Here is a 24,828-nt window from a genome sequence, read left to right as displayed (position 1 = left end):
GCAGGGATGACCGGTCATCACCGCGTCGGGGTCTACCCCGGAACCTTCGACCCGATCACCAACGGGCATCTCGACATCATCCAGCGCGCCTGCCGAGTCGTGGACCACCTCATCATCGGGGTGGCCCGCAATGCGGGAAAGGGCCCGCTCTTCTCCACGGAGGAGAGGGTCGAGATGGTGCGGGAGGAACTCGCAGCGATGCCGGACCAGAAGGCGAAAGTGGAGGTCCGGTCGTTCGACAGCCTTCTGATGAAGTTCGCGGTAGAAACTGGGGCGCAGATCATCGTGCGTGGACTGCGCGCCGTATCGGATTTCGAATATGAATTCCAGATGGCCGGCATGAATGCTCGCCTGAACCCTCAGGTGGATACGGTATTCCTGATGGCGTCCGAGCGTCATCAGTTCATCTCCTCCCGCTTCGTGAAAGAGATCGGGCGGCTTGGCGGCGATATCAGCCAATTTGTCAGCCCGCGGGTGTCTCAGCGGCTTGCCGACCGCTTCGCTGCGGAACAGCAGGCGGAATAAACAAAAGGTGCATGGGAATGGCGGCATTGCCGGTTGACGCAGGCAATCCGCCTCCCTATGTTCCGGCCCCTCTACAGACCGGATCGATCCCGTAGCTCAGCCGGTAGAGCACGTGACTTTTAATCATGGGGTCCTGGGTTCGAGTCCCAGCGGGATCACCATCCGTGTAGAGGGCCATTGATTTATAAGGGTTTTTTGGCCCAGATTGTCCCACCGGCGGTCATCCCGTTCTGAGGTGGGGGCGTTCTCATCCGATTTCAGCTCAACGCTCATCCCGACGCGGCGTTCGACGGCGCCCACTTCGGCATATTGGCTTTGATCTGCTCCCAGTTGACAGGGTGCTGGCCGCGGAAGTCGGGGAAGCCGGGACCGCGGACGAATCCCTGTTCACCTGCCCGCAGCCAAGTGCGCTTGCCGGTAATCCAGCGCCGGATATCGATCTGCATCCGCTTGAAGTCGGCCCGGGTGACGTAGCCTCGCGCCTCCAGCAGAAGCGCCACCTTGATAGCTTTAATCTTCCAAGCCGTAAGGGCGAGAGGAGCGGGTGCGCCAGCCCTCACGTCTGGAACATATTCCGGAAGTTCGCACCGGCTCATCGGCAGCAGCTCATGCCAATGTGGGTTGAGGTGACGTGAGGTCAGGCCGGGAAGGTTGGGGCTGAAAGGCGGCCGGATGGCCCCCGCCTGATCGGGGGCTTCCATCTGGAGCACGGTGAGCCCGACATAAGCCGCCAGTCTGGCCAGATCCACGCTGCTTCCGGCGGGCACCAGAACAGCCCGGTAGTCGGGACCAGGAGCGTCGATCAGGCGGTAGGACTCCTCGCAGCTCTGGAGAAGCACCTTTGCGTTCAGCTTCAACTTAGCCTGAATGCCGATCTGAGAACCCGTGGCTCGATGGACGAGCAGGATGTCCCAGCCTGCGGTTTCCGGATAGGAAACCCAGTCAGGGCCGACTACAGCGACAAAGGCTTCGCAGAGTTCAGCCTCTGTCCGGAATCCGGGCTGCATTCTTGGGCGGGGAGCCATGGTATCAAGTAAGTCCTTGATGCTCTGGTACTGGTCCGATCACCGTGGCCGGCCAGCCGTCGGCTTATGCAGAACGGTCCGCTTCGTGCAGCTGGATAATCGTGCCAGTGCAGACACGCACCTACAAAAGATTACCGAGCTTGGGGAGCTCTCGCCTATGCAAATACCTACATTTGCGCCGCCAAGCTTCGTCCATAAGTATTAGTGCACCTCGTTTGCGTTGTTTTCGTTCGACGCCACTGCCCCTATCAAAATAGGGACGGAGGTGCAGGATGGCATTTACGCTCCACCCAGGCGAGAGTACCACCGGGCAGCACCGGGATGACCTGCTGGAAGCGTTGCGCCATACCCGCGTCTACAAGGATGCGAGCCCCAGCGAGCAAGCCGATCTTGAAATGTTCCTGAAAGATCTGCGTGCAAGCGAATCGTTACCTGCTCCTTTCGCGCAACTGAGCAATTTTTCCGGCAACGATTGATGCACGGCGAAGCGGGCATCGCGGCGAGTTCTCCGGATATCCTCCCGTTCGGCGGGAGGAAGTGACGCGCAGACCGATTGGGTTCCCCTTCCGAAAGTGTTACTGTGCTTGTCTGCATGATGGGGCCGCGAAGGTTCCGCAGACCGGGGCTGGATGGGGAATTGATCGTGTCGCACATGGGAACGGCAAGGCTCAGCGAAGAAGACTACACCGCCATGTTCGACCGGATTGCCCGGCTGGATAGCGGCCTGGACTTCCTGCGGGAGCATGCTCGGCGTGCGGGAGAAGTCGGACAGACCCAGTTGGCGACTGCCCTCTCGGATATGCGCCGTCTGTACGATGAACAGGCCATGCTTTTGACGTCGGCAAGCCGCGCCGACGTACTGCGGCGCGAGTTGCTGGAAATGGCGGCAACGATCGAGCAAGCCCGCCGGGAAGTTGCCGCCCTTCAGCCGAAGAACGCCGACAGCAACAGGCTGATGATCGCAACTCACGAGTTGGACGCCATCGTCAGTACGACCGAGCGGGCCTCGTTCGATATTCTTCAATCCGCGGAGAGGCTCATGGAGCTTCTGGCGCGCGCTCGCTGCATCGGAACCGATCCGGAGTTGTGTGCCGCCATGGAGGCCGAGGTCACGGAGATCTTCACAGCCTGCTCCTTCCAGGATCTGACGGGACAGCGCACCGGCAAGGTCGTCGGTGCGCTCCGTTATGTCGAGCAGCGCGTCGCTGCGATGATGAACCTGTGGGCGGCCGAGTCCGGGAGTGTTGTCCCGGTACAGGCGGAACCCGGTGACAGCCGTCCGGATGCGCATCTTCTCAATGGCCCAAGCAGCAATGGAATCGGTCAGGATGATGTCGACGCGCTGATGAACGGAGCTGCGCTAGCGAAACAGGATGGAAAAAGCCGCAATGCTGGTGGAGCCACCCCGGTCCCGCTCGACCAGTCGGCCATCGATAATCTGTTCGAGTGATTCTCCACGGAGAGGGTAATGGACTATTCAGTCCAAGAGATCGATGGCGGGATTGTGGTCAACTTCTCCGGACGTATGACCCTGGTGGACCATGACAGGTTCCGCTCCGTAATCGACAGTATGGAGAAGATGCACGGATCGCGTTGCATCTTTGATCTGGCGGGGCTGGACTTCATCGACAGTTCCGGGCTCGGCATGTTCCTGATCGCCCGGGACATCGCTATGCCGCGGAATGTGGAGATCGAACTGCGGGGCGCGACGGGCAGTGTGCGCCGGGTGCTGCAGATCGCAAAGTTCGACACGTTGTTCCTGGTGCGCGACTGAGGGGATGGACCGGATCGTGACATCATCTGGCTCCGCTCTCGCCGGGATCGATATCGCCCCCGACCATCTGGAGCGGGTGGCCGATCAGCTTGGTGTTCCGGTTGCATCGGCATGCGGGCGCATGGCCGACATCCATGTTTCGTCGCGCGCGGATGCAGCGACTGTCCGAGCGGCCTTTGAAGCGGGAGCATGGTGCTTCCTGCAATTGGACGGGCAGGGCGAGGTGCCCGATTGGCTGGATCGGGCCGACCTGCTGGATGCCGGCCAGCAGGGCGGCACCCGCTTGGTCCTCTGCCTGACGACCGAAGCCGCGTTTTCCCTCGATGTGGCCGTGCTTCTATGCGACTGGCTTGTCGCGCATGGCGCCCTGGGTCACTTGCGGCGGCCAGAGGTGGAGTTGGCGGTCCATGAGGCGCTGATTAACGCCATTATCCATGGAAATCTGGGCATCCGGCGCGGTCCCTCCGACAATGCGGAAGGTTATAACAGCTTCTATGCAGCCGTGCGGGAGGCGCTGGCTCGGCCCGAGGTGGCATGCCGCATGGTGGCCGTGGATGCCCGCTGGGACAGCGGACCGCTCATTCTGGAGGTGCGCGACCAGGGAGCCGGCTTCGATACAGCCGGACTTGTACCCGCGATGCCAGACGCGAAATCCGGACGCGGGCTTCAGATAATCCGGGAAATAGCCGACGAGATATCCTTTGCCGATGGCGGCCGGCGCATTCGGCTGAAATTTCACAGGTAGCCGCATGCTGGCAGACCCGGCAACAATCCAGGCTGATGCGAGGCGCGCTCCGTTCACGGAGTGCCGCGTACTGGTCGTGGATGCTAGCGGGTCCAGCCGCGATGAGTTGGGACGATGCCTTGCGCGCATCGGGCTGACCCGGATCGACTTCGCAGAGGATGGGGAGGCTGGGTTGGCCAGGTTCGCCGCTGCGGGAGCCGATCTGGTCATCCTGGATGTGGATGTTCCCGGGATGGACGGGCTGGAATTGTGCCGCTCCATCCGCCGGATGCCGGCCGGCGCCGACTTGCCTGTTATCATTCAGACTTCGCCAGCCACTGACCCGGCAGGGGTACGAAGTTTCGAGGCAGGAGCCAGCGACATCATCGCGAAGCCGATCAATCCCGGCGAATGCATGACGCGAGTCAGGCTGCATCTGGAAAAGCAATTCCTGCTGCGGAATCTCACGGACTTCCACCGTCGTCTTGAAGGTGAACTCCGGCTCGCCCGAAGCATGCAGCTCTCCCTCATTCCGGACCAGCGCAGGATCAGCGCCGTTGCAGCCCGGTACGGGGTTGAGTTGGAGGGGGTATTCGAGCCCTCGGATGAGCTGGGCGGCGATTTCTGGACCTTGTTCGAACTGGATGCGGATCGGCTGGGCATCCTTGTTGCCGACTTTTCGGGCCACGGTATCTCCGCCGCCATCAATACTTTCCGCTTCCATACGCTGCTCGAGCGCCTGCCGCCGCACGGATATGAGCCGACGGAATGGCTGTTGATGCTGAACCGCCCGCTGAAGGATCTGCTGCCAGTCGGCCAGTTCGCGACCTGCTTCTACTGCATTGTCGACACGCGCCAGGGAACGCTCAGCTACGCAGCCGCCGGCGCACCCAGTCCGCTGCTCGTGGGGGCTGGTGAGGCCACGATGCTTGATGCCAGCGGCCTGATGCTCGGTATCACTAACAGCCCCATGCTGACGTCGGATACGGTTCCATTTCCGCCGGGCGCCACGCTTCTGATCTACAGCGATGCCATGACCGAAGCGGTGGACGGGCAAGGACACCTGATTGGGGAGCCAGGGCTGGTGCGTCTGGCTACAGAGGCATTTCAGGGCGGTCCCGGCAGGCTCAAACGGCTGCTGGCCGCCTTCGACAAGGTTGCGCAGCATCCGCTCGCCGACGACCTCACGGCGATATGCATTTCCCGTAGCGCTTGATCGGTCTTTGGATAGGAGGAGGGACGGAATGCTGAGATTGCTGAGGGCCGCCCTGTTCCGGAACAGGCGGAATTTCCGACGGGACCAAGTTCAGGCGGAGGCGGTTCTGAGGATTGGGGGCCGGGAAATTACCTGCCGGATTTCCGACGTGTCGCCCGGCGGGGCATTTCTGTCTCCAGTCCTAGAGGTTAAGGTCGGAGCAGAAGGATCGTTGCGACTTCCGCAGGTGCCGATCGACACGCCGATCCGCGTCGTCCGCTCCAACAAGGCAGGGATCGGCGTTGAGTTTCTACAGGCGAATGTCGGCGCGATCGTCGCCGGCTGGATACGCGGCCGCTCGCCGGCTTGATGCCGGAGGCGGCCGCCTTCGGTCAGCTCGGCTCCGCGGCGCGGAGAGCGCGGAGGAGGTCGGGCGTCGCTTCCCCATCGGCCGATAGGTCGGCATCCCGTTGGAAGTTCTGGATGGCGCTGCGGGTCGAAGGTCCGTAGAGCCCGTCGGGAGTGCCGGCGCTATAGCCAAGTCGGTTCAACTGCTCCTGGACGGCGCGGACCAACTCGTTCCGGTCCATCTCTGCGATATCGTCATCCGCTGCCGGTGCATCCGGCTGGGCCATGGCCACTTCCTCGCCGTCCTGCTGTGCTGCGTTCTGCTGCGTACCGGCCTGCTGCTCTCCAGCCGGCTGCGCTGCCGCCTGCTGAGTGCCGGCGGCACCCTGATCCAGAGCCTGCTGAACACCGGCCTGCTGGGCCAGGAGCATGTCATTCTGCCGCTGAAGCGAGTCGATGATATCGCGCTGGCTGAGGTTGCCGCTGATTTCAGCTTTCGACGTCAGCGCGTCGGTCACGCCCTGGTTGGCGGCGAGAGTCAGGTAGGTATGGGCGAGGGAATAGTGCTTCAGCGTTCCCTCGCCATTTGCATACATGCGGCCGACATAGTACTGGGCCTGGGGGTTTCCCTGGTCGGCCAGGGGCTTCAGCTCCGCCATGGCCGTCGCGAACTCTCCGGCCTCATAGGCGGAGATGCCTTCGTCGAGGCCGGCCGAGGCTGGCAGCACGGGGCCGAACGCCAGCGCCGCGCCGAGGGCGGCGCCGGCAAGAAGCGGGCGCAGGGTCCGTATCGGCATCGCTGTATCTCCTTCCTGTCGGTGCGTCTCCGTGATGGGAATAAGCGTGCGTCAGGCGACCAGACGCCAAGTCCCGTCATCCTGGCGGCAGGCCGTTCCACGCGCAGTCTCCGGCTGGCCATCAATATAGACGGTGTGCGTGTATTCGCGGCAGAGGTTGCCTTCGGCGTTGGTATAGGTCCGCACCGGCTCGATCGTGCCTCGCGCGCCGGTATCGGGATTGTTCCAGGTTATGGCCTCGTTACGGGCCACGGCCGTCCGTTCGGCGGTCGCCGCGCGCTCCTGATCGGCGCTGCTCATCCGTTGCGCGATTTCCCGGCCCGCCAGTGCGCCGAGGACGGCGCCGATTGCCGTAGCGGCCGTCCGGCCCGAACCGCCGCCGATCTGCGAGCCAAGTATAGCGCCGCCGGCAGCGCCGCCCAGCGTTCCCAGCGTTTCATTGCTCGGGCCCTGCCCCTGGGTGCAGGCGCCAAGGCTCATGGCGGCAGCCGCCGCCACAGCGGTCAGTCGTGCAGGCATTCGCATCGGAGTGGTCCTCGATGATGGAAGCAATCTTTCCAGTGCTAACCGCCACCTCACCATCTTGTTCCCGCTCCAAAGGGTTAACAGGATCGTAGCGGCCTCGGATGAGATGGGCGTGATGCCGTGGCGTGGGTGTGCTAAGGAACGCGGCCGATCCCTTCGCGTGTGATTTCGTGAACGTGCCGACCAACCCAGCCCACCGTGGCACCTTTCCACTGCTGACGCGCCTGACACGGGACTATCTCCGGCCATACCGGGGCCAGCTCGCTTTCGCCCTGTTGATGGCGGCGGTCGAAGGGGTGAGTACCGCCGGTATCGCGTGGTACACGAAGGATCTTCTCGACCGTGTGCTGACGCCCAACAATGAGGGGTGGCTGCTGCCGTTCGCGGCGGTTGTCTTCGTCACCTTCGTGGCGCGAGGCATGGGGGGGTATCTCCACGCCATCACGGTCAATCAGGTCGGGCAGGGCGTTGTGGCCATGGTGCAGGCCCAGGTCTACCGGCACCTCGTCCGCGCCGACCTCGCCTATCTGCAATCGCAGGCATCCGGGCAGCTCGTCTCCCGCCTGGTCAACGACGTCTCGCAGATGCGGGCGGCGGTGGCTGAATGTCTGACCGGCATGATCAGGCACGGGCTGACCCTGGTGGCGCTGGTTACGGTGATGTTCCTGCGCGACTGGATACTGGCCTGCATTGCCTTCATCGTGTTTCCCCTTGCCGGAATTGTGCTCGGTCGGATTGGTCGGCGGCTGCGTCGGGTGGCCGGGCGCACGCAGCAGGAACTGGGAGCCTTCACTGCAATGCTGGGGCAGACCTTCCAAGGCGTCCGGCACGTCAAGGCCTATGGGATGGAAGCGCATGAGGAGGCGCGCGCTGGCGGGCTGATTCAGAGGCTGCGCGCATTGGCGGTGAAGAGCTACCGGATTTCAGCCTCCCTGATGCCGATCAACGAGACTTTCAGCGGACTGGTAGTGGTGGCGATCATCGTCTATGGCGGGTTCCGTATTTCGGACGGTACGGCGACCGCGGGCGAGTTGGTCAGCTTCATCACCGCCTTCATGCTCGCCTACCAGCCCATGAACGCCCTGACGAAGCTGAATGCGCAGCTTCAGATCGGCCTCGCTTCGGCCGAGCGGGTGCTCGACGTGTTGGATATGAGGCCCACCATAACGGAGCGGCCGGGGGCTGCCGCGCTCCCGCGCGCGGTACACTCGGTCCGGTTCGAGAGCGTGACCTTCAGCTATGGCGAGGGGCTGCCGGCCCTGGACGGCATCGACCTGGATATACCGGCCGGCCGAATGGTGGCCCTGGTGGGCAGCAGCGGAGCGGGCAAGTCCACGGTCCTGAATCTTATTCCCCGCTTCTACGACGTGACAAGCGGGCGGGTGATGGTCGGCGACCACGACGTGCGGGACGTGACGCTGGAGAGCCTTCGCGCCAACATCGCACTTGTCAGCCAGGAAACCGCGCTGTTCGACGACACGATCCGCGCAAATATCGCCTATGGACGCGCCGACGCCAGGCAGGAGGAGATCGAGCAGGTAGCCAGGGACGCCGCAGCGCACGACTTCATCATGGCGCTGCCCGACGGATACGACACGCTGGTCGGGGAGAACGGAGCCAAACTGTCCGGTGGACAACGCCAGCGCATAGCCATCGCCAGAGCCATGCTGAAGGATGCCCCGATCCTGGTGCTGGACGAGGCCACCAGCGCGCTGGACAGCGAAAGTGAGCGGGCCATCCAGGATGCGCTGAAGCGGCTCCAGCAGGGTCGCACCACGCTTGTCATCGCCCACCGGCTGTCCACCATCATGGAGGCCGACCGAATCTATGTGCTGGATCGCGGGCGCGTGGCGGAAGTGGGGACCCATGCGGAGCTGATTGCCGCGGGTGGCGCATATGCCCGCTTCCATGCCATCCAGCTTGGCGCCCGCGACGCGGAAACGGCTGGCGGCGGAAGCTGAGGAGAGGAGGCTCGGCATGCTGGGATGGGTGGTCGCGGCGCTGAGCCTGTATCTGGCGCTCTGTGCGGTGGTCTTCGCCTTTCAGCGCAGCCTTCAGTATTTTCCCGACAGGTCCATCCCGATCCCGGCGGAGGTCGGGCTGCCGGCGTTCCGGACAGTCACCGTGGAAACGCCGGACGGGCTGCTGTTGAGCGGCCTCTACGCGCCGCCGCGGACGGAAGACAGGCCGACGGTGGCGCACTTCCACGGCAATGCCGGACATGTTGGCTATCGGGCGGAGATTGCCCGGACCTTGCACGGGGCCGGCTATGGCGTGCTGCTGGCCGGGTATCGCGGATATGGCGGAAACCCCGGAAAGCCGACGGAGCGGGGGCTTCATACCGATGGAGCGGCTTGGCTGGACTGGCTGGTGGCACGGGGCGTCAGTGGGCGCAGGCTGGTGATCTATGGTGAGAGCCTGGGGACAGGCATCGCCGTAAGGCTGGCGACGGAACGGAAGGCGGCGGCACTTGTGCTGGAAGCACCCTTCACCAGCATCACCGATGTCGCGGCCAAGGCCTATCCATTCCTACCCGTGCGCCTGCTGCTGTTGGACCGGTTCGACAGCCTGTCCCGTATCGCGGATGTCCAGGCGCCGCTGCTGATCATCCATGGGGAGCGGGATCGGATCGTGCCGGTGGCGCTGGGCCGGCAGCTGTTCAAAGCGGCTCCGGAACCGAAGAAGGCGGTATGGTTGCCCCGGGCAGGTCATAACGACCTGATCCTCCATGGGCTGGGGGAGGCGGTTGTGGAATATCTGGACCGGATAGGACAGTCGGGTACGGCGGAACCGGTAATTATCGAGCAGCAAGTACGCAGGGGAACCGCGATCATCCCGAAGTAGGTCGGTCATGCAGCGCATGGCCGGCTTCGGCGCGCATCTACGGTTCAAGCGCCGGAAGTGCCTCCGGCGTGTCGACGTCCAGCAGAACGCCGGCATCCGGCATTTCGACTTCGCAAAGCTGTTCGGCATGGTTCGTCAGCAGCGATCTGGCGCCGGCATCGCCCGTCAGCGACAGCATTTCCTCGATGTACCGGCGGTCCCACAGCACAGGATTGCCGCGCCGGCCGCGGTGGGTGGCGACGCAGATCGTGCGTCCGTCGGCAGGGCTGTAGGCGGCGATCAGACGATCGATATGAGCGGCGGTGACGCGCGGCATGTCACCCAGGATCACAGCAAACCCGTCTACATCCGCTGGCAATGCCTGCAGTCCAGCTTTCAGCGAGGCGCTCAGCCCCGCTGAATAGTCGTCGGCATGAACAAAGGTGATCGGTCCGTCGGTGACGGCGGCCCGTACCCTTTCCGCCTGATGGCCGGTGACCAGCAGCACGGGACGGGCCTGTGAGGCGAGTGCTGCCGAAACGGCATGGCTGACAAGGGGGCGTCCGCCAAGGTCCTTGAGCAGCTTGTTGGAGCCCATGCGGCGCGACAGCCCAGCCGCCAGGATGATTGCAGCGATATTAGGAGCGCGCGGCATCTCCGTCGCTCGATCGCGAGGCAGGGGGCGTGACGGGATTTCGGACAGAAGCCCGCCGACACCCATCCGCATCATATCCGTGCCGCTGACCGGAATGCCCGCCGCCAGACGCTGGAGCACCCAGTCAAAGCCATTCAGCTTGGGTGACCGGGCGCAACCGGGTAGGCCCAGGACCGGGGCGCCGCCGAACTCCGCCAGAAGGAGGAGGTTGCCGGGATCGACCGGCATCCCGAAATGGTGCACGCCGCCGCCGGCGCGTTCGATCCCCGCGGGAAGCACGTCACGCCTGTCGGTGATAGCGGACGCGCCGATCAGCAGGATGAGACCGCAGCCCTGCCTGTGTAGCGCTGCAATGGCGTCCGCCACCGCGCCAGGTTCATGCGGAACCCTGAGTTCGGTCGCAAGAGTGGCTCCGACCTCCTCCAGCCGACGACGGGTTGTCTCTACCGTCTTGTCGAGCATGCCGGGCTTGGTGCCAGGAAGCACGGTCTGCACCAGCCCGGCTGCCAGACCTTGCCAACCGGCAACGCGGATCGGCGGTTCGCCGTTCCGGGCCAGGGCTTCCGCACGTTCGACGGAAGTGACCGGCGCGGCGAAGGGGATGATCTTCACCGTCGCGACCATCTGCCCAGTCTGCACCTGCGCGAAGGCAGGCAGGGTGGCGATCGTCACGGCTTGATCCAGCAGGTTCATCCGCTCCAGCCGGGCGGTATCCAGAACCAGGACGCCATTGGTCGCGGCATAGAGGTTAACGCGGCCGGTGAAAGCGGCGCTGGCGGTCAGGCCGGGGCCGAAGACCGCCTGTGCGATGCGGCTGGCTGCTTCATCCTCGCTCGCATCTTCCGCCTCCAGCTTGGCGGCAGCCACGGTCTGGAACCCCGCTGTGCGTAACGCCGCCAGATCATCGGCCGAGAGTACCCGGCCTTTCCGGAATACTGCTCCGGGAAGTGTCAAGGAATGGGCCAGGATGGCCCCTTCAGCCTCCGTCAGGGGCAGGTCCCCGAACTGCACCGGGTCAGCCCTCCGCCTTGTGCTTCGGACCGCCGCGGAGCGCCAGCGTCACCTCTGCCAGGATCGAGATCGCGATTTCCGCCGGGGTGACCGCACCGATATCCAGACCGACGGGGCCCGAGATGCGGGTCAGCCGATCCGCCTGGACGCCCTGTGTCTGCATGCGCTCCAGCCGTGCCGCATGGGTCTTCCGGCTGCCCAATGCACCGATGAAGAAGGCCGGAGTGGAAAGAGCTGTCATCAGGGCGGGATCGTCCAGCTTGGGATCGTGGCTCAACGTGATGATGGCGGTGCGGCGGTCTGGGCGGAGCGCCTCCAGCGCCTCATCCGGCCAGTCGCCATTGAGCCTGATGGCCGGGAACCTCTCATCCGTGGCGAAGGCCCGGCGGGGATCAACCACCGTCACATCATAGCCGGCAAGGCTCGCCATCGGGGCCAACGCCTGGGCGATATGGACGGCGCCGACCAGGATCATCCGCAAGGGCGAGTTCAGCACATTGACAAAGAACTGCCCGTCATAGAATTCCAGGATCCCGGAACGGTCCTTGACGATGGCCTCGTAAACCTGCGGCAGGAACTCATCCTCCAGCGCGCAGTCGCCCTGCTGCGTCGCTTCCGTCACCACCGTCTGGAAGCCGGTGCCCAGATCGGTGACCAGAGCCGCTGGAATACGGTCCGCCTGCGCCTTGCGCAGGGCATCGAAGGTCCGGCGCTTCACGTTACCGCCTCCACATAGACCTGGAGTTTGCCGCCACAGGCAAGACCAACCTCCCAAGCCATCTCATCCGTAACGCCGAAGCTGAGCATCCGTGGTTCCTGCTCCGCCATGACGGCCTGCGCCTCGTGCACCACAGCGCCCTCGATGCAGCCGCCGGAGACGGAACCGGCCATACCGCCCTGATCGTTGATCGCCATCAGGCTGCCGACCCGGCGGGGGGCGGAGCCCCAGGTGGCCACGACGGTGGCAAGCGCGACCTGCCGGCCCTCGGCAAGCCAGCGCTCCGCCTGCTCCAGGATCTGGGCGGCGTCTGCGGATTGCGTGCTCATTCCTCTGTCCTTCTAGGCTGCGGCCATCCGGCGCCAGCCTTCCAGGTCGCCATCCATCCGGCGTGGGCCGGGATCGGCCAGCGCGTCGGCCAACTGCTCCAGGCTACGCAGATTATGCACCGGGCGGAAGGCGTCTACATGGGGGAGGATCGCCCTGGCTCCGTTGGTCCTAGGCTGGAACCCCTCCCAACGCAACAGCGGGTTCAGCCAGATCAGGCGGCGGCAGCTCTTATGCAGCCGCTCCATCTCGCGTTCCAGCCCTTCGGCTCCGTTCCGGTCCAGCCCGTCGGTGATCAGCAGGACCACGGCCCCTTGGCCCAGGACGCGGCGTGACCAGAACCGGTTGAAGTCGCCAAGGCAGGCCCCGATGCGGGTGCCGCCGGACCAGTCCTGTACCTGCGCGCCCACCTTGGCCAGGGCGGCATCCACGTCGCGGGTGCGCAGGGAGCGGGTGATGTTGGTCAGGCGGGTTCCGAAGACGAAACTGTGGACCCGGTCGCGGTCGCTGGTCAGCGCGTGCAGGAAGTGCAGCAGCATGCGGCTGTACTGGCCCATAGAACCGGAGATATCGCAAAGGACGACCAGCGGCGGCATCCTGGTTCGGGCACGCTTCGGTACAAGGTCGATCACATCGCCTCCCGCCCTAAGTGATCGTCTCAAGGTGGCGCGGAGATCGATCCGGCTGCCGGACTGGCTGGGCTGGAAGCGGCGGGTCGGCGCCTCCATCCGGGGCAGGCGCATGGCGGCAATAGTCCGTTTTGCCGCCTCCACTTCCCCCGCCGACATCTTCTCGAAATCCAGGCTTTGCAGCCGTTCCTCGTCGGAGACTGTCAGAGTGGCATCCACCTTCACCTCCTCCGTTCCGGGCTGGTCCTGCGGCAGATCGGGCTGACGACCGCCGCGGAGCGCATCCGCCACCCGGCGGGACAATTCCGCTGAGTCGGGAGCCAGCTCCGCCCTTACGGAGGGAAGCAGCAGGTCCAGCATCCGTTCCAGGATCTGCGGATTGCGCCAGAAGATATGGAAGGTCTGATCGAACAGGTCGCGCTGGTCGCGGCGGGTGACGAAGACGCTGTGCAGCGCCCAGTAGAAATCCTGCCGGGATGAGAGACCCACCGCCTCCACGGCCTCCAGCGCCCGCAGCAGATGTCCCGGCCCAACCGGCAATCCCGCCGCACGGAGGGCTCGGGCGAAATGCATGAGGTTGGGGAGAAGGCGGGAAGGCATGTCGGCGTTACCGCATGCCGGCAGTCATCAATTCGGCCTTCACCTGTTCCAGGATGCGTGCCGCTTCCGATCCCTGGATCTTTGCGATGTCGTCCTGGTACTTCAGCAGGGTGCCCAGCGTGTCGTTGATGGTGGCCGGGTCGAGCTCCAATTTGTCGAGCTGGACCAGGGCGCTGGCCCAGTCCAGCGTTTCCGCCACGCCGGGCATCTTGAACAGGTCCTGCTTGCGAAGCGCCTGGACAAATCCAACGATCTGCGCTGCCAGCCGCTCATCCAGGCCAGGGGCCTTGCGGTGCAGGATGTCCAGCTCCCTGGCGGCCGTGGGATAATCCACCCAGGCATAGAAGCAGCGGCGCTTCAGGGCATCATGGATTTCCCGCGTGCGGTTGCTGGTCAGGATCACGATGGGCGGCTGCTCGGCCTTGATGGTGCCCAGTTCCGGCACAGTGACCTGCCAGTCCGACAGCACCTCCAGCAGGAAGGCCTCGAACGGTTCGTCCGCCCGGTCCAATTCATCGATCAGCAGCACCGGCGGGCCGGCGGGGTGGAGCCGCAGGGACTGAAGGATCGGCCGCTCGATGAGGAAGTCGGAGGCGAAGATGTTCCTCCCCAGCGCCGCCCTGTCCGCCCCGCCTGCTGCCTCCGCCAAGCGGATCTCAATCATCTGGCGGGGATAGTTCCACTCGTAGACGGCACTGGAGACGTCCAGCCCTTCATAGCATTGCAGCCGGATCAGGTGGCGCCCCAGGGTTTTCGCCAGGACTTTTGCGATCTCCGTTTTTCCGACCCCTGCTTCGCCCTCCAGGAACAATGGCCGATTGAGCTTCAGCCCCAGGAACACGGCCGTGGTCAACGACCTGTCGGCCACATAGTCCCCGGACTGGAGCAGGGCCATGGTCTCATCGACGGAGGCGGGAAGGGCGCTGGGCATGCATTTAGCCGTAGGTCGCATGGAGCGGAGCGGAATGCGACGTTGCTGTGGGAAGGGGAAGGTCGCGCCCCGCTCCCCGCAACATCCGAATTAGATTGTCGCCACCGCCCGTTTTGTCATCACGCGGACCAGATGGGCGCGGTACTCGCCGCTGGCATGCAGGTCGCTGTTCAGGTTGTCCGGGTCCAGCATCAGGCTGTCCAGCGCGTCGGGCGACCAGTTGGCGGTGAGGGCCTGTTCGGCCTCTCTCCAGCGGAAGGCGGTCGGGCCGGCGCCGGTGATGGCGACGCGGATTCCTCCGGCCGTCCTGGCCACGAAGGCTCCAGCCATGGAGTATCGGCTGGCGGGATTCGCGAACTTCACGTACTTGGCCTGCTCCGGCCGGGGAAAGTGGACGGCCTTGATGATCTCATCCGGTTCCAGCGCCGTCTCGAACATGCCGGTGAAGAAGGCGTCGGCAGCCACCTCCCGTTTGCTGGTCCGCACAGTCGCTCCCAGCCCCAGCAGCGCGCCGGGATAATCGGCCGCCGGATCGTTGTTGGCGATGGAGCCGCCCAGCGTACCGCGGTTGCGGACCTGCGGGTCGCCGATCATGCCGGCCAGTTCGGCCAATGCAGGGATCACGCGGCGAACGGCTTCGCTGAAATGCACGGCCGCATGCGGCGTCATCGCGCCGATTGTGATGCCGCCGGCCTCCTCCGTGATGCCCTTCAGTTCCGCGATGCCGGACAGGTCGATAACCCCGCTGGGCATGGCCAGACGCTGCTTCAGCGTCGGGATCAGAGTCTGGCCGCCGGCCAGCAGCTTCGCATCCTCATCCCCCGCCAGCATGGCGGCGACATCTGCGACGGAGGAGGGGCGGTGATAGTCGAAGGCGTACATGGGTCTCTCCTCACTCCGCGGCCTGGGGAACACGGGCGGACTGGATGGCGCGCCAGACCTTCTCCGGCGTTGCCGGCATGTCGATGTGCCGGATACCGAAGGGACTCAGCGCGTCGACCAACGCGTTCATGATGGTGGCGGAGCCGCCGATCGTCCCGGCCTCTCCGCAGCCCTTCACGCCCAGCGGATTGTGGGTGCAGAGCGCGTGCTCGTTCGTCACCACCCTGAAGCTTGGGACATCGTCCGCCCGCGGCATGCAATAATCCATGTAGGAGCCGGTCAGGAGCTGCCCCGAATCCGGATCGTAGACGGCATGTTCGAACAGGGCCTGACCGATGCCCTGGACAATGCCGCCATGGACCTGCCCCTCGACCACCATCGGATTGATGATGCGGCCGAAATCGTCCACGGCCATGAAACTCAGAATCTGCGTCTTGCCGGTGTCCGGATCGATCTCCACCTCGGCGATCTGGACGCCGTTGGGATAGGTGAAGTTCTTCGGATCATAGAAGGCCTGCTCGTCCAGCCCGGGCTCCAATTCTTCCAGCGGGTAGTTGTGCGGGACGTAAGCGGCCATGGCGACATCGGCGATGCCGACGGACTTGTCCGTGCCGGCCACGGTGAAGCGTCCGTCCCGGAACTCGATGTCGGCGGCGGCGGCCTCCATCAGGTGGGCGGCAATCTTCGTGGCCTTGGCCACCACCTTGTCCACCGCCTTGACGATGGCGGAGCCGCCGACGGGCAGAGAGCGGGAGCCATATGTGCCCATGCCCATGGCAACCTTCGCCGTGTCGCCATGCACCACCTCCACCTTGTCGAAAGGTACGCCCAGCCGGTCCGCCACGATCTGGGCGAAGGTGGTCTCATGGCCCTGGCCGTGGCTGTGGGCACCGGTGAAGACCGTGACCGAACCTGTCGGGTGGAACCGGACCTCCGCCGATTCATAAAGGCCCGCCCTAGCGCCAAGCGCTCCCGCCACATTGCTGGGGGCGAGGCCGCAGGCTTCGATATAGGAGCAGAGGCCAAGACCACGCAGCTTGCCCCTGCGCGCACTTTCCTCGCGCCGCGCGGGGAAGCCGGCATAGTCGGCGAGCTTCAGGGCATGCTCGAGATTGGCGGCGAAATCCCCGCTGTCATAGGTCAGCGCCACCGGCGTGGCATAGGGCATCGCCTCCTTCGGGATCAGGTTGCGGCCGCGGAGTTCCGCCCGGTCGATCCCCATCTCCCGCGCCGCCGTATCCACCAGCCGCTCCAGCAGGAAACAGGCCTCCGGCCGCCCGGCCCCACGGTAGGCATCCACCGGAACCGTGTTTGTGAAAAGCGCCTTCACTTCGGCGTAGATCGCCGGCGTGGTGTACTGGCCGGCGAGCAGCGTGGCGTAAAGGTACGTCGGGATGGAGGTGGAGAAGGTTGAGAGATAGGCCCCCATATTGGCCTTTGTGGAGACCCTCAGCCCCAGGAACCTGCCGTCCGCGTCCAGCGCAAGTTCGGCGCGCGTGACATGATCCCTGCCATGGGCGTCGGACAGGAAGGCTTCGGACCGTTCCGATGTCCATTTGACTGGGCGGCTTAGCTTGCGGGCGGCCCAAGTGACAATGGCCTCCTCCGCATAATGGTAGATCTTGGCGCCGAACCCGCCGCCCACATCGGGGGCCACAACCCTGAGCTTGTGCTCCGGGATGTTCAGCACGAAAGCGCCCATCAGCAGGCGGATCACATGGGGGTTCTGGCTTGTGGTCCAGAGCGTGGTGTCGTCGGTCGCCCGGTCGTACTCGCCGATATAGGCGCGCGGCTCCATCGGGTTGGGGACGAGGCGATTGTTGACGATATCCAGACTGGTGATGTGGGCCGCCCTTGCGAACGCGACTTCCGTCGCCTCCTTGTTGCCGAGGTGCCAGTCGTAGCAGGTGTTCCGCGCGACACTGTCATGGACCAATGGCGCGAACTCGTCGTCGGCGTCCGCGACGGAGACGATAGCCGGCAGCTCCTCATACTCCACATCCACCATCTCGGCGGCGTCGCGGGCCTGGGCGCGAGTTTCTGCGATCACTACGGCTACTTGATCGCCGACATGGCGGACCTTGTCGGCCACCATCGGCGGATGCGGCGGCTCCGCCATCGGCGTGCCATCCTTATTGTGGATCAGCCAGCCGCAGGGCAGGCCGCCCACATTGTCGGCCGCCATGTCCCTGCCGGTATAGATCGCCACCACGCCGGGTGCCGCGCGGGCCGCCTCTGTATCGATGGAGAGGATGCGGGCATGCGCGTGCGGGCTTCGCACGATCCAGGCATGAAGCTGGCCGGGCCGGTTGATGTCGTCCGTATAGGTGCCGCGGCCGGTGAGGAAACGCAGATCCTCCTTGCGGCGGACGGCGGCGCCGATCCCGGTGGAGGCGGGGGTAGGGGCGTTCATCAGGCGTGTCCTCCCTGAAAGGACTTATGGCCCGGATGCCTCTTTGACGGGCTTTGGGGCCGGAGACGTTTGTCGTAGCCGGATCGCGTCGGCTATTCCGCTGCCAGCGGCTGCGCCTTCATGGCGTCGGCGCAGGCGAGCACGGCCCTCACGATGTTGTGATAGCCGGTGCAGCGGCAGATATTGCCCTCCAACCCCTCGCGGACCTCCTTCTCGGTCGGATCGGGATTGTGCTTCAGCAGGTCGATGGCGCTCATCACCATGCCCGGCGTGCAGAAACCGCACTGGAGCCCGTGATAGTGCCGGAAAGCCTCCTGCATGGGATGCAGCGTGCCGTCGGGCGCCGCGAGGCCTTCGATGGTCATGACATCGGCGCCATCGGCCTGGGCCGCGAGCATGGTGCAGCTCTTCACCGAGGCACCGTTCACATGAACGACGCAGGCGCCGCACTGGCTGGTGTCGCAGCCGATATGGGTGCCGGTCAGGCCGAGCTGGTCGCGCAGGAGCTGAACCAGGAGGGTGCGCCCCTCCACCTCCCGCGTCACTCTGGACCCATTGACGGTAAGGGTTACGGATATCGGCATCTTGTCCTCCCGGAACCTGATTCTTCAGGATCGCCGCGGAGGCGTTTCGCATGACGTCCCGGCTTGGTCCCGCCAGGTTCGGATGCCGCCAAATCCGCCGCGAAAATCCCTGGCTTTCAGCCTTTTGGAGAAGGGTACCGGCCACGCCAGGACGGGTCAAGGCCGCCCGAATCACTCCTCAGAGGATCATCCAAAGGGCGAGTGCGAGGACCACCACCAGCACCGGTATCCAGACCATCGGCCCAATGCTCGCACGTTGCCCCGTCACGTCCGGGCTACTGCGCATCGGGGCGGCATGAGCGTCGGAATACGCGCCCGACAGTTCCATGGGCGGCGCGTTTCCGCCCGTGATGCCCGGCGTGAGCGCATCGCCCGGAACCGCAGCGGCCGGTCCGGCGAAAGGCATGTCCGCGGGCTCCGGCCGCGGGGCCGGGGGAACAGTCATTCCATCGGGCCCTGGATCAGTCGTGTGCAGCATCGGATCTTCCTGATCCGGCCTTGTCGGCGTGACGCCCGGTGCAACGCCGCCCCCGACAACCGCGGAAAACTTCGCGAAGAAGTCGTCGGCCATCTTCCTGGCGGTGCCCTGGACCAAGCGGGAGCCGATCTGAGCCAGCTTTCCGCCCACCTGTGCCTCGGCCGTGTAGGTGAGCAGCGTGAATCCGGGTCCTTGCTCGGTAAGAGCTACGCGAGCGCCCCCTTTTCCGAATCCGGCCGCCCCGCCCTGGCCCTCGCCCGTGATGGTATAGCCGTTCGGCGGATCGAGATCGGACAGCAGCACCCGCCCGGTGAAGCGGGCATTCACCGGGCCGACCTTCACTTTCGCCTTCGCAGTGAACTCGGTATCGGAAACCTTCTCGATCTCCTCGCAGCCGGGGATGCACTGGCGCAGGATCTCCGGATCGTTCAGCGCCTTCCACACGGTCTCGCGCGGCGCGGCGATGTGGTACTCCCCCGACATGTCCATGGGCTTGTTCCTCCCGATTGGTGTTCACCAGACGGTAGATGTCCACTGCTCGGGCGGCAATCACCCTCCCGGAAGTTCCACCAACGGAGGAACGGTTGCGTCTGGAAGACTTTTCCAGGACATTAGCTGCGAAAACAATAGACTGGGCGCCCGTCGTCCGAGCCCGCCATTTCGGAGGGCAGGTTGCGGCGGGCGCCTCTCACTGGCTAGGGAGGTCCCCTGAGATGACTCAGATTTCACGGCGCGGATTCGGCGCGCTGACCCTCGGCGTATCCGCGGCGGCCCTGACCGGCGGCATTCCGGCCGCTTTTGCCCAGGACTTCATCACCGTTCTGACCGGCGGCACCAGCGGCGTCTACTATCCCCTGGGCGTGTCCCTGGCGAAGATCTATGCCGACAGCATCAAAGGCATCAACACCAACGCCCAGGCCACGAAGGCCAGCGTGGAGAACCTGAACCTGCTGCAGGCCGGCCGGGGCGAAGTCGGCTTCGCGCTGGGCGACAGCGTCGCCGATGCATGGGCGGGCAACAAGGAAGCCGGCTTCCCGCAGAAGCTGGACAAGCTCCGCGCGATCGGCGCGATCTATCCGAACTTCATCCAGATCGTCGCCCGCAAGGATAGCGGCATCCAGTCCCTGGCCGATCTGAAGGGTAAGCGCGTTTCCGTCGGCGCCCCGCGGTCGGGCACGGAGCTGAATGCCCGCGCGGTTTTCTCGGCCGCCGGCCTCAGCTACGACGATCTCGGCAAGCTGGAGTATCTGCCCTTCGCCGAATCGGTGGAGCTGGTGAAGAACCGGCAGCTCGACGCGACCCTCCAGTCCTCGGGCCTCGGCGTGGCCTCCATCCGCGACTTGGCGTCCCATAACGAGATCGTGATCGTTCCGGTCCCGCAGGATGTGGTCACCAAGATCGGCAATCCGGTCTACATCTCCGCGACGATCCCCGCCAACACCTATGACGGGCAGACCGAGGACGTGCCGACCGCTGCCGTCGTCAATATCCTCGTCACCCGCGAAGGGCTTGAGGACGATCTGGTTTACCAGATGACCAAGGCGATGTTCGAGCAGAAGGCCCAGCTGGTCGCCTCCCATAATGCGGCCAGCGCGATCGGGAAGGCCAACGCCGTTCAGGGCCTGCCCATCCCGCTGCATCCGGGAGCGGAGCGCTACTACAAGGAAGAAGGCGTGTTGAAGTAATCAGGCCTTCGTAACGCCGTGCCGGCCCGGAGCCATGTGGCTCCGGGCCTTGCCACATCCAGTCAGTCCGTCGCCAGAGGATGCCATCCGGAGATGAGCAATTTGGAACGGGAGGTCCTGTCTCCCGAGCAAGGGCCGCAGGAAAGCAGCATTTTGCATGTCGGGCCAACGGACAGGTCGACCACTACAGGATGGGTGATTTTCATCATCGCGGTCCTGTTTTCGATCTTCCAGATCTACACCGCGTCCTATACCCCGCTGTCCAGCTTGGTGACCCGGGCTCTCCATGTGGGATTTCTCCTGCTGCTGACCTTCGCGCTCAGCGCATCCCTCAAGAAGCGGGGCGGATCTGGATACTGGTTCGACTGGTTGCTCGGCATCGCGGGCTTCGGCGTGGCGATGTACCAGCTCATCTTCGAGCAGGATCTCTATTTGCGCTCGGGTCTTCCGAACACGACCGACATCATCATCGGCTGCATCAGCTTGGTGCTGGTCTTCGAAGCGGCACGGCGGATCATGGGGTTGGCGCTTCCGCTGATCTGCGCCGCCTTCCTGGCCTATTGCCTGTTCGGTCAGTACGCGCCAGGCGCCATCCGGACCCGCGGCTATGATTTCGAGCAGGTAATCGAATATATGAGCTACGGGACGGAGGGGATCTACGGCATCCCGATCTTCGTCTCCTCAACCTATATCTTCCTGTTCATCCTGTTCGGCAGTTTCCTGGAGCGGGCGGGCATGATCCGCCTCTTCACCGACTTCTCCATGGGCACGGTCGGACATACTCAGGGCGGCCCGGCCAAGGTCGCCGTCGTCTCCTCCGGGCTGATGGGCACTATCAACGGCTCCGGCGTGGCGAATGTGGTGACCACCGGCCAGTTCACCATCCCGCTGATGAAGCGGTTCGGCTACAGGCCTGCCTTCGCCGGCGCAGTCGAGGCTACCGCCAGCATGGGCGGCCAGATCATGCCGCCCGTCATGGGCGCGGTGGCCTTCATCATGGCGGAGACGATCAACGTCCCCTATGTGGAGGTGGTGAAGGCCGCCCTTATCCCGGCGCTTCTCTATTTCGGCACCGTTCTCTGGATGGTTCATCTGGAGGCCGGGCGGCTGGGCCTGCATGGGATGAACAAGGCCGAACTGCCGAACCCATGGAAGGCGGTGGTGCAGAACTGGTACCTGCTGATCCCGCTTGGCATGCTGGTCTATCTGCTGTTCAGCGGATACACGCCCCTGTTCGCGGGAACCATGGGACTGGGCCTTACGGTCCTGCTGATCTTCGGCTCCACCATCGCCTCCTGGCTCGGCGTCATGGCCTACCGGGTGATCTTCTGGATCGCGCTTGGCGTCGCCGCATCCGCTTTCTTCCAGTTCGGCATCACGGCCATCTACCTGCTGATCGGGCTGCTGATCGTGGTCAGCTTTGTGAAGCCGGGCGGGCGTATGACGCTGAGGGACGCTATCGACAGCTTGGCTGAAGGCGCCCGCAATGCGCTCAGCGTTGGTGTTGCCTGCGCCCTGGTTGGCGTTATCATCGGCACCATGACCCTCACGGGCCTGGGCAGCAACTTCGTCCGGGTGATCGTCAGTCTTGGCGGTGAAAGCCTGATCCTGAGCCTGATCCTGACCATGCTCACCTGTCTGGTGCTGGGCATGGGCATTCCGACGATCCCCAACTACATCATCACCAGTTCTCTCGTCGGGCCGGCGCTGCTGGAGCTGGGCGTTCCGCTGATGATCAGCCACATGTTCGTGTTCTACTTCGGCATCATGGCCGATCTGACGCCGCCGGTGGCGTTGGCTGCCTTTGCCGCCAGCCCGATCGCAAGGGCATCCGGCTTGGTCATCGGCCTGAACTGTATGCGTATCGCAATTGCCGGGTTCGTGGTGCCCTTCATGGCCGTCTATACCCCGGCGCTCATGCTTCAGGATGGCGGTCCGCTGGCCGAGGCAATCGGCTATTGGCCGGCCGTGGCCTATGTGGTCATCAAGGCGGTGTTGGCGGTCGGTCTTTGGGGGGCGGCTGCCATCGGCTTCCTGCTCACACGGCTCGCATGGTGGGAGCGGATCTGGGCGACCGTTGCCGCATTCATGATGATCGTTGCGCTGCCCATCACCGATGAGCTCGGTTTCGCCCTCGCAGCCGGTTTCATCGGCTGGACCTGGTGGCGGTCTCGCAGCCAGCGGACCGAACCGCCGACCGCCCAGTCGGTCTGAGGACGGGATGAGCGGGCCTGCTCTGTCCCTGTGCATCGCATTGATCGGCGGGGACCCTGTACGGGTCCCCGCCGTCGCATTCGAACTGCGCTGGACGCACTCAGTCGAAAAAATTGAATGGCAGGAGGATTGGCGGGCGACGCCCGCCGGTCTCAGAGTCGTGTCCGCACGTATCCGCGGCAGCGGCGCCGGAATGGAACCACCGGACGACGCACGGCTTGAGGATGGATGGTGGGTCTACACGCCCGGAATCGGGCCGCAGGAACGCGTTGTGCTGGCGGCGTCCGATTTCACGGCCGATCATATTCTGTGTGCAGGCGGAAGCTGCAAGGAACTGTCCGACTGGGTCCACCGGCCGGCAGGTGATGACCGGCCGGTGGAAATGTCTGTCTGCTCTAGATGAACATCAAGACGGTCAGCAGGATGAAAATCGGAATCAGGATGGCCACTGACCAGGCCATATAGCCGAAGAAGCTCGGCATCCGGATCTTCTGCTCCTCGCAGATCGACTTCACCATGAAGTTCGGCGCATTCCCGATATAGGTGTTGGCCCCCATGAACACCGCACCGGCAGAGATGGCGACCAGCACGTGGTTCAGCGGCCCCATCAGGGTCTGGGCGTCGCCGCCGGCCAGGTTGAAGAACACCAGATAGGTGGGCGCGTTATCCAGGAAGCTGGACAGGACGCCCGTAAGCCAGAAATACGCAGCCGGCACAGGGCTTCCGTCGGGCCCGGTGGTGAAGGCTGCAAGACCGGCCATTGCCCCTTCGGTTCCAGCCCGCAGAATGGCCAGCGCCGGGATCATGGTCAGGAAGATGGCGAAGAACAGGATCGCCACCTCTTGAATGGGCTCCCATGCAAAGGCGTTTTCCACCCGGATCGTAGGCTTTGTGATCTTCAGCGAGATAAGAGCGATGGTGATCAGCACCAGATCGCGCACGAGCCCGGACACCTTGAACTCCAGGTGCCATAGATGGACGGTGCCCGCGTTCCAGGTGCCGGTCGTCACCACCGCGATGATGACCGCTGCCAACAGGACGATGTTGCCAAGGCCCTGGATGCGGATGTTCCGCGGCATGCGTGACGGCTTGTCGCGCGACATGGCCTCCTTGTTCCAGGCCCGCAGGTCCAGCACATAGAACAAAGCCAGGAGAATGCCGGCGGTAACAGCCATGGGCAGGGCCATATGCTCCACCGTCCAGCCGAACTCCACCCCCTGTAGATAGCCGATGAAGAGCGGCGGGTCTCCCAGCGGGGTCAGGGCGCCGCCGACGTTGGAAACCAGGAAGATGAAGAACACAAAGACATGTGTCTTGTGATGCCGGCTGATATTGGCGCGCAACAGCGGGCGGATCAGCAGCATGCTTGCGCCGGTGGTGCCGATCATGCTGGCGGTTAGCGTGCCGAAGGCCAGGATGCCGGCATTCGTCTTCGGCGTCCCGATCAAGTTGCCGGAGATGTAAATCCCGCCCGAGACCACGAACAGCGTGAAGATCAGGATGATGAAGGGCAGGTACTCCAGCAGCAGCGTTTCCGCCACTGCGAAGCCGGCGATTTCCGCCCCCTCGACGACGGCGAAGGGAGCGATGAAGATCACGGCCCAGAACAGGGCCACCTTGCCGAAATTGTGATGCCAGAAGCTGGGCGCCATCAACGGCATGAGGGCGATGGACAATAGAATCCCGGCGAACGGGATCGTCCAGTACAGACTCAAATCCGCGCCGTGAATATGCGGGGCGGTTTCGCTGGCGAAGGCTGGGCCAGCCGCCAGGAAGGCAAGGCCGGCGGCCAGCGCCGCAGCCGATGGAAGACGCACGGGGCTCTCTCCACTCCAAGGGTAGGGCCCATGGGAAAGGCCGGCACCATGCGGAGCGGGCCGCCGCCATGGGCGCCGGACGGGAATCACCCCACGCGCCGTGGGGTGATATCGTTTCCCGTGCGGACAGTACAAAGTCAAGTCTCTG

General features: G+C 64.3%; 25 protein-coding genes and 1 tRNA gene. 13 read left to right on the top strand and 13 right to left on the bottom strand.

The features are described from left to right. Window positions 1-6: 6 nt before the first annotated feature. The gene (coaD, locus tag DOL89_RS06730) at window positions 7-525 is read left to right on the top strand and encodes a pantetheine-phosphate adenylyltransferase (RefSeq protein WP_119678440.1); all 519 of its coding nucleotides are present in this window, start codon (window positions 7-9) and stop codon (window positions 523-525) included. A gap of 85 nt (window positions 526-610) precedes the next feature. After that, window positions 611-686: transfer RNA gene (locus DOL89_RS06725), tRNA-Lys, on the top strand. A gap of 108 nt (window positions 687-794) precedes the next feature. Here DOL89_RS06725 and DOL89_RS06720 read toward each other — a convergent pair. Continuing rightward, the gene (locus tag DOL89_RS06720; RefSeq protein WP_162937367.1) at window positions 795-1,382 is read right to left on the bottom strand and encodes a hypothetical protein; all 588 of its coding nucleotides are present in this window, start codon (window positions 1,380-1,382) and stop codon (window positions 795-797) included. Window positions 1,383-1,822: 440 nt separating this feature from the next. Here DOL89_RS06720 and DOL89_RS06715 point away from each other — a divergent pair, with 440 nt between their 5' ends. The 6 genes from DOL89_RS06715 (at window position 1,823) to DOL89_RS06690 (ending at window position 5,613) form a co-directional block, all read left to right on the top strand. Next, window positions 1,823-2,026, top strand: a complete 204-nt coding sequence (locus DOL89_RS06715) for a hypothetical protein (protein WP_119678438.1) — start codon at window positions 1,823-1,825, stop codon at window positions 2,024-2,026. Window positions 2,027-2,193: 167 nt separating this feature from the next. Then, entirely contained in the window at window positions 2,194-3,000 is an 807-nt protein-coding gene (locus DOL89_RS06710; RefSeq protein WP_225889958.1) for a protein phosphatase CheZ, read from the top strand. Window positions 3,001-3,018: 18 nt separating this feature from the next. Beyond that, window positions 3,019-3,324, top strand: a complete 306-nt coding sequence (locus DOL89_RS06705) for an STAS domain-containing protein (RefSeq protein WP_119678437.1) — start codon at window positions 3,019-3,021, stop codon at window positions 3,322-3,324. A 16-nt stretch (window positions 3,325-3,340) separates the two neighbouring features. Further along, complete coding sequence (locus DOL89_RS06700; RefSeq protein ID WP_162937366.1) at window positions 3,341-4,069, top strand: ATP-binding protein; 729 nt, start codon at window positions 3,341-3,343, stop codon at window positions 4,067-4,069. A 4-nt stretch (window positions 4,070-4,073) separates the two neighbouring features. Beyond that, on the top strand, window positions 4,074-5,264 hold the full coding sequence (locus tag DOL89_RS06695; RefSeq protein ID WP_119678435.1) for a PP2C family protein-serine/threonine phosphatase: 1,191 nt from the start codon (window positions 4,074-4,076) through the stop codon (window positions 5,262-5,264). Window positions 5,265-5,292: 28 nt separating this feature from the next. After that, complete coding sequence (locus tag DOL89_RS06690; protein ID WP_119678434.1) at window positions 5,293-5,613, top strand: PilZ domain-containing protein; 321 nt, start codon at window positions 5,293-5,295, stop codon at window positions 5,611-5,613. A gap of 22 nt (window positions 5,614-5,635) precedes the next feature. On the opposite strand, the gene DOL89_RS06685 is transcribed toward DOL89_RS06690, so the two are convergent. Further along, the gene (locus tag DOL89_RS06685) at window positions 5,636-6,388 is read right to left on the bottom strand and encodes a peptidoglycan-binding protein (protein ID WP_119678433.1); all 753 of its coding nucleotides are present in this window, start codon (window positions 6,386-6,388) and stop codon (window positions 5,636-5,638) included. A gap of 51 nt (window positions 6,389-6,439) precedes the next feature. Then, window positions 6,440-6,913: an RT0821/Lpp0805 family surface protein gene (locus tag DOL89_RS06680; protein ID WP_225889931.1), complete on the bottom strand. Its 474-nt coding sequence runs from the start codon at window positions 6,911-6,913 to the stop codon at window positions 6,440-6,442. Between the two features lie 176 nt (window positions 6,914-7,089). On the opposite strand from DOL89_RS06680, the gene DOL89_RS06675 reads away from it, so the two are divergent. Both DOL89_RS06675 and DOL89_RS06670 read left to right on the top strand, forming a co-directional pair. Then, on the top strand, window positions 7,090-8,874 hold the full coding sequence (locus tag DOL89_RS06675; protein ID WP_225889930.1) for an ABC transporter ATP-binding protein: 1,785 nt from the start codon (window positions 7,090-7,092) through the stop codon (window positions 8,872-8,874). Window positions 8,875-8,890: 16 nt separating this feature from the next. Then, window positions 8,891-9,757, top strand: coding sequence for an alpha/beta hydrolase (locus tag DOL89_RS06670; RefSeq protein ID WP_162937365.1), 867 nt, complete (start codon window positions 8,891-8,893; stop codon window positions 9,755-9,757). A gap of 37 nt (window positions 9,758-9,794) precedes the next feature. On the opposite strand, the gene DOL89_RS06665 is transcribed toward DOL89_RS06670, so the two are convergent. The 9 genes from DOL89_RS06665 to DOL89_RS25930 form a co-directional block, all read right to left on the bottom strand. Then, entirely contained in the window at window positions 9,795-11,402 is a 1,608-nt protein-coding gene (locus DOL89_RS06665; protein ID WP_119678430.1) for an NTP transferase domain-containing protein, read from the bottom strand. A 4-nt stretch (window positions 11,403-11,406) separates the two neighbouring features. Continuing rightward, window positions 11,407-12,120 carry an XdhC family protein gene (locus DOL89_RS06660; protein WP_119678429.1) on the bottom strand — a complete coding sequence of 238 codons (714 nt, stop codon included), beginning with the start codon at window positions 12,118-12,120 and terminating at the stop codon, window positions 11,407-11,409. Beyond that, the gene (locus DOL89_RS06655) at window positions 12,117-12,449 is read right to left on the bottom strand and encodes an XdhC family protein (RefSeq protein ID WP_119678428.1); all 333 of its coding nucleotides are present in this window, start codon (window positions 12,447-12,449) and stop codon (window positions 12,117-12,119) included. The genes DOL89_RS06660 and DOL89_RS06655 overlap by 4 nt, the downstream gene beginning before the upstream one ends. A gap of 12 nt (window positions 12,450-12,461) precedes the next feature. After that, window positions 12,462-13,676 carry a vWA domain-containing protein gene (locus tag DOL89_RS06650; RefSeq protein ID WP_119678427.1) on the bottom strand — a complete coding sequence of 405 codons (1,215 nt, stop codon included), beginning with the start codon at window positions 13,674-13,676 and terminating at the stop codon, window positions 12,462-12,464. Window positions 13,677-13,683: 7 nt separating this feature from the next. Next, window positions 13,684-14,607, bottom strand: a complete 924-nt coding sequence (locus DOL89_RS06645; protein ID WP_119678426.1) for an AAA family ATPase — start codon at window positions 14,605-14,607, stop codon at window positions 13,684-13,686. Between the two features lie 90 nt (window positions 14,608-14,697). Continuing rightward, the gene (locus DOL89_RS06640; protein WP_119678425.1) at window positions 14,698-15,489 is read right to left on the bottom strand and encodes an FAD binding domain-containing protein; all 792 of its coding nucleotides are present in this window, start codon (window positions 15,487-15,489) and stop codon (window positions 14,698-14,700) included. A gap of 10 nt (window positions 15,490-15,499) precedes the next feature. Continuing rightward, window positions 15,500-17,902: a xanthine dehydrogenase family protein molybdopterin-binding subunit gene (locus DOL89_RS06635; protein WP_119678424.1), complete on the bottom strand. Its 2,403-nt coding sequence runs from the start codon at window positions 17,900-17,902 to the stop codon at window positions 15,500-15,502. A 92-nt stretch (window positions 17,903-17,994) separates the two neighbouring features. Further along, on the bottom strand, window positions 17,995-18,486 hold the full coding sequence (locus DOL89_RS06630; RefSeq protein ID WP_119678423.1) for a (2Fe-2S)-binding protein: 492 nt from the start codon (window positions 18,484-18,486) through the stop codon (window positions 17,995-17,997). Window positions 18,487-18,664: 178 nt separating this feature from the next. Then, window positions 18,665-19,453: an SRPBCC family protein gene (locus tag DOL89_RS25930; protein WP_205574652.1), complete on the bottom strand. Its 789-nt coding sequence runs from the start codon at window positions 19,451-19,453 to the stop codon at window positions 18,665-18,667. A gap of 224 nt (window positions 19,454-19,677) precedes the next feature. Between DOL89_RS25930 and DOL89_RS06620 the strand changes: the two genes are divergently transcribed. The 3 genes from DOL89_RS06620 (at window position 19,678) to DOL89_RS06610 (ending at window position 23,266) form a co-directional block, all read left to right on the top strand. Beyond that, window positions 19,678-20,649 (top strand): TAXI family TRAP transporter solute-binding subunit, encoded by a 972-nt coding sequence (locus DOL89_RS06620; protein WP_119678422.1) that lies wholly within the window; start codon window positions 19,678-19,680, stop codon window positions 20,647-20,649. Between the two features lie 93 nt (window positions 20,650-20,742). Beyond that, a complete protein-coding gene (locus tag DOL89_RS06615) occupies window positions 20,743-22,863 on the top strand; it encodes a TRAP transporter permease (RefSeq protein ID WP_119678421.1) in 2,121 nt (706 codons plus the stop codon). 7 nt (window positions 22,864-22,870) lie between these two features. Next, window positions 22,871-23,266 (top strand): DUF1850 domain-containing protein, encoded by a 396-nt coding sequence (locus DOL89_RS06610; RefSeq protein WP_162937364.1) that lies wholly within the window; start codon window positions 22,871-22,873, stop codon window positions 23,264-23,266. Here DOL89_RS06610 and DOL89_RS06605 read toward each other — a convergent pair. Continuing rightward, complete coding sequence (locus DOL89_RS06605) at window positions 23,259-24,680, bottom strand: sodium:proton antiporter (protein WP_225889929.1); 1,422 nt, start codon at window positions 24,678-24,680, stop codon at window positions 23,259-23,261. The two genes, DOL89_RS06610 and DOL89_RS06605, sit on opposite strands and share 8 nt — an antisense overlap. Between the last annotated feature and the right edge of the window lie 148 nt (window positions 24,681-24,828).

The organism is Indioceanicola profundi (assembly GCF_003568845.1).
Taxonomy (GTDB): Bacteria; Pseudomonadota; Alphaproteobacteria; order Azospirillales; family Azospirillaceae; genus Indioceanicola; species Indioceanicola profundi.
This window is presented reverse-complemented; position numbering and strand designations above follow the sequence as displayed.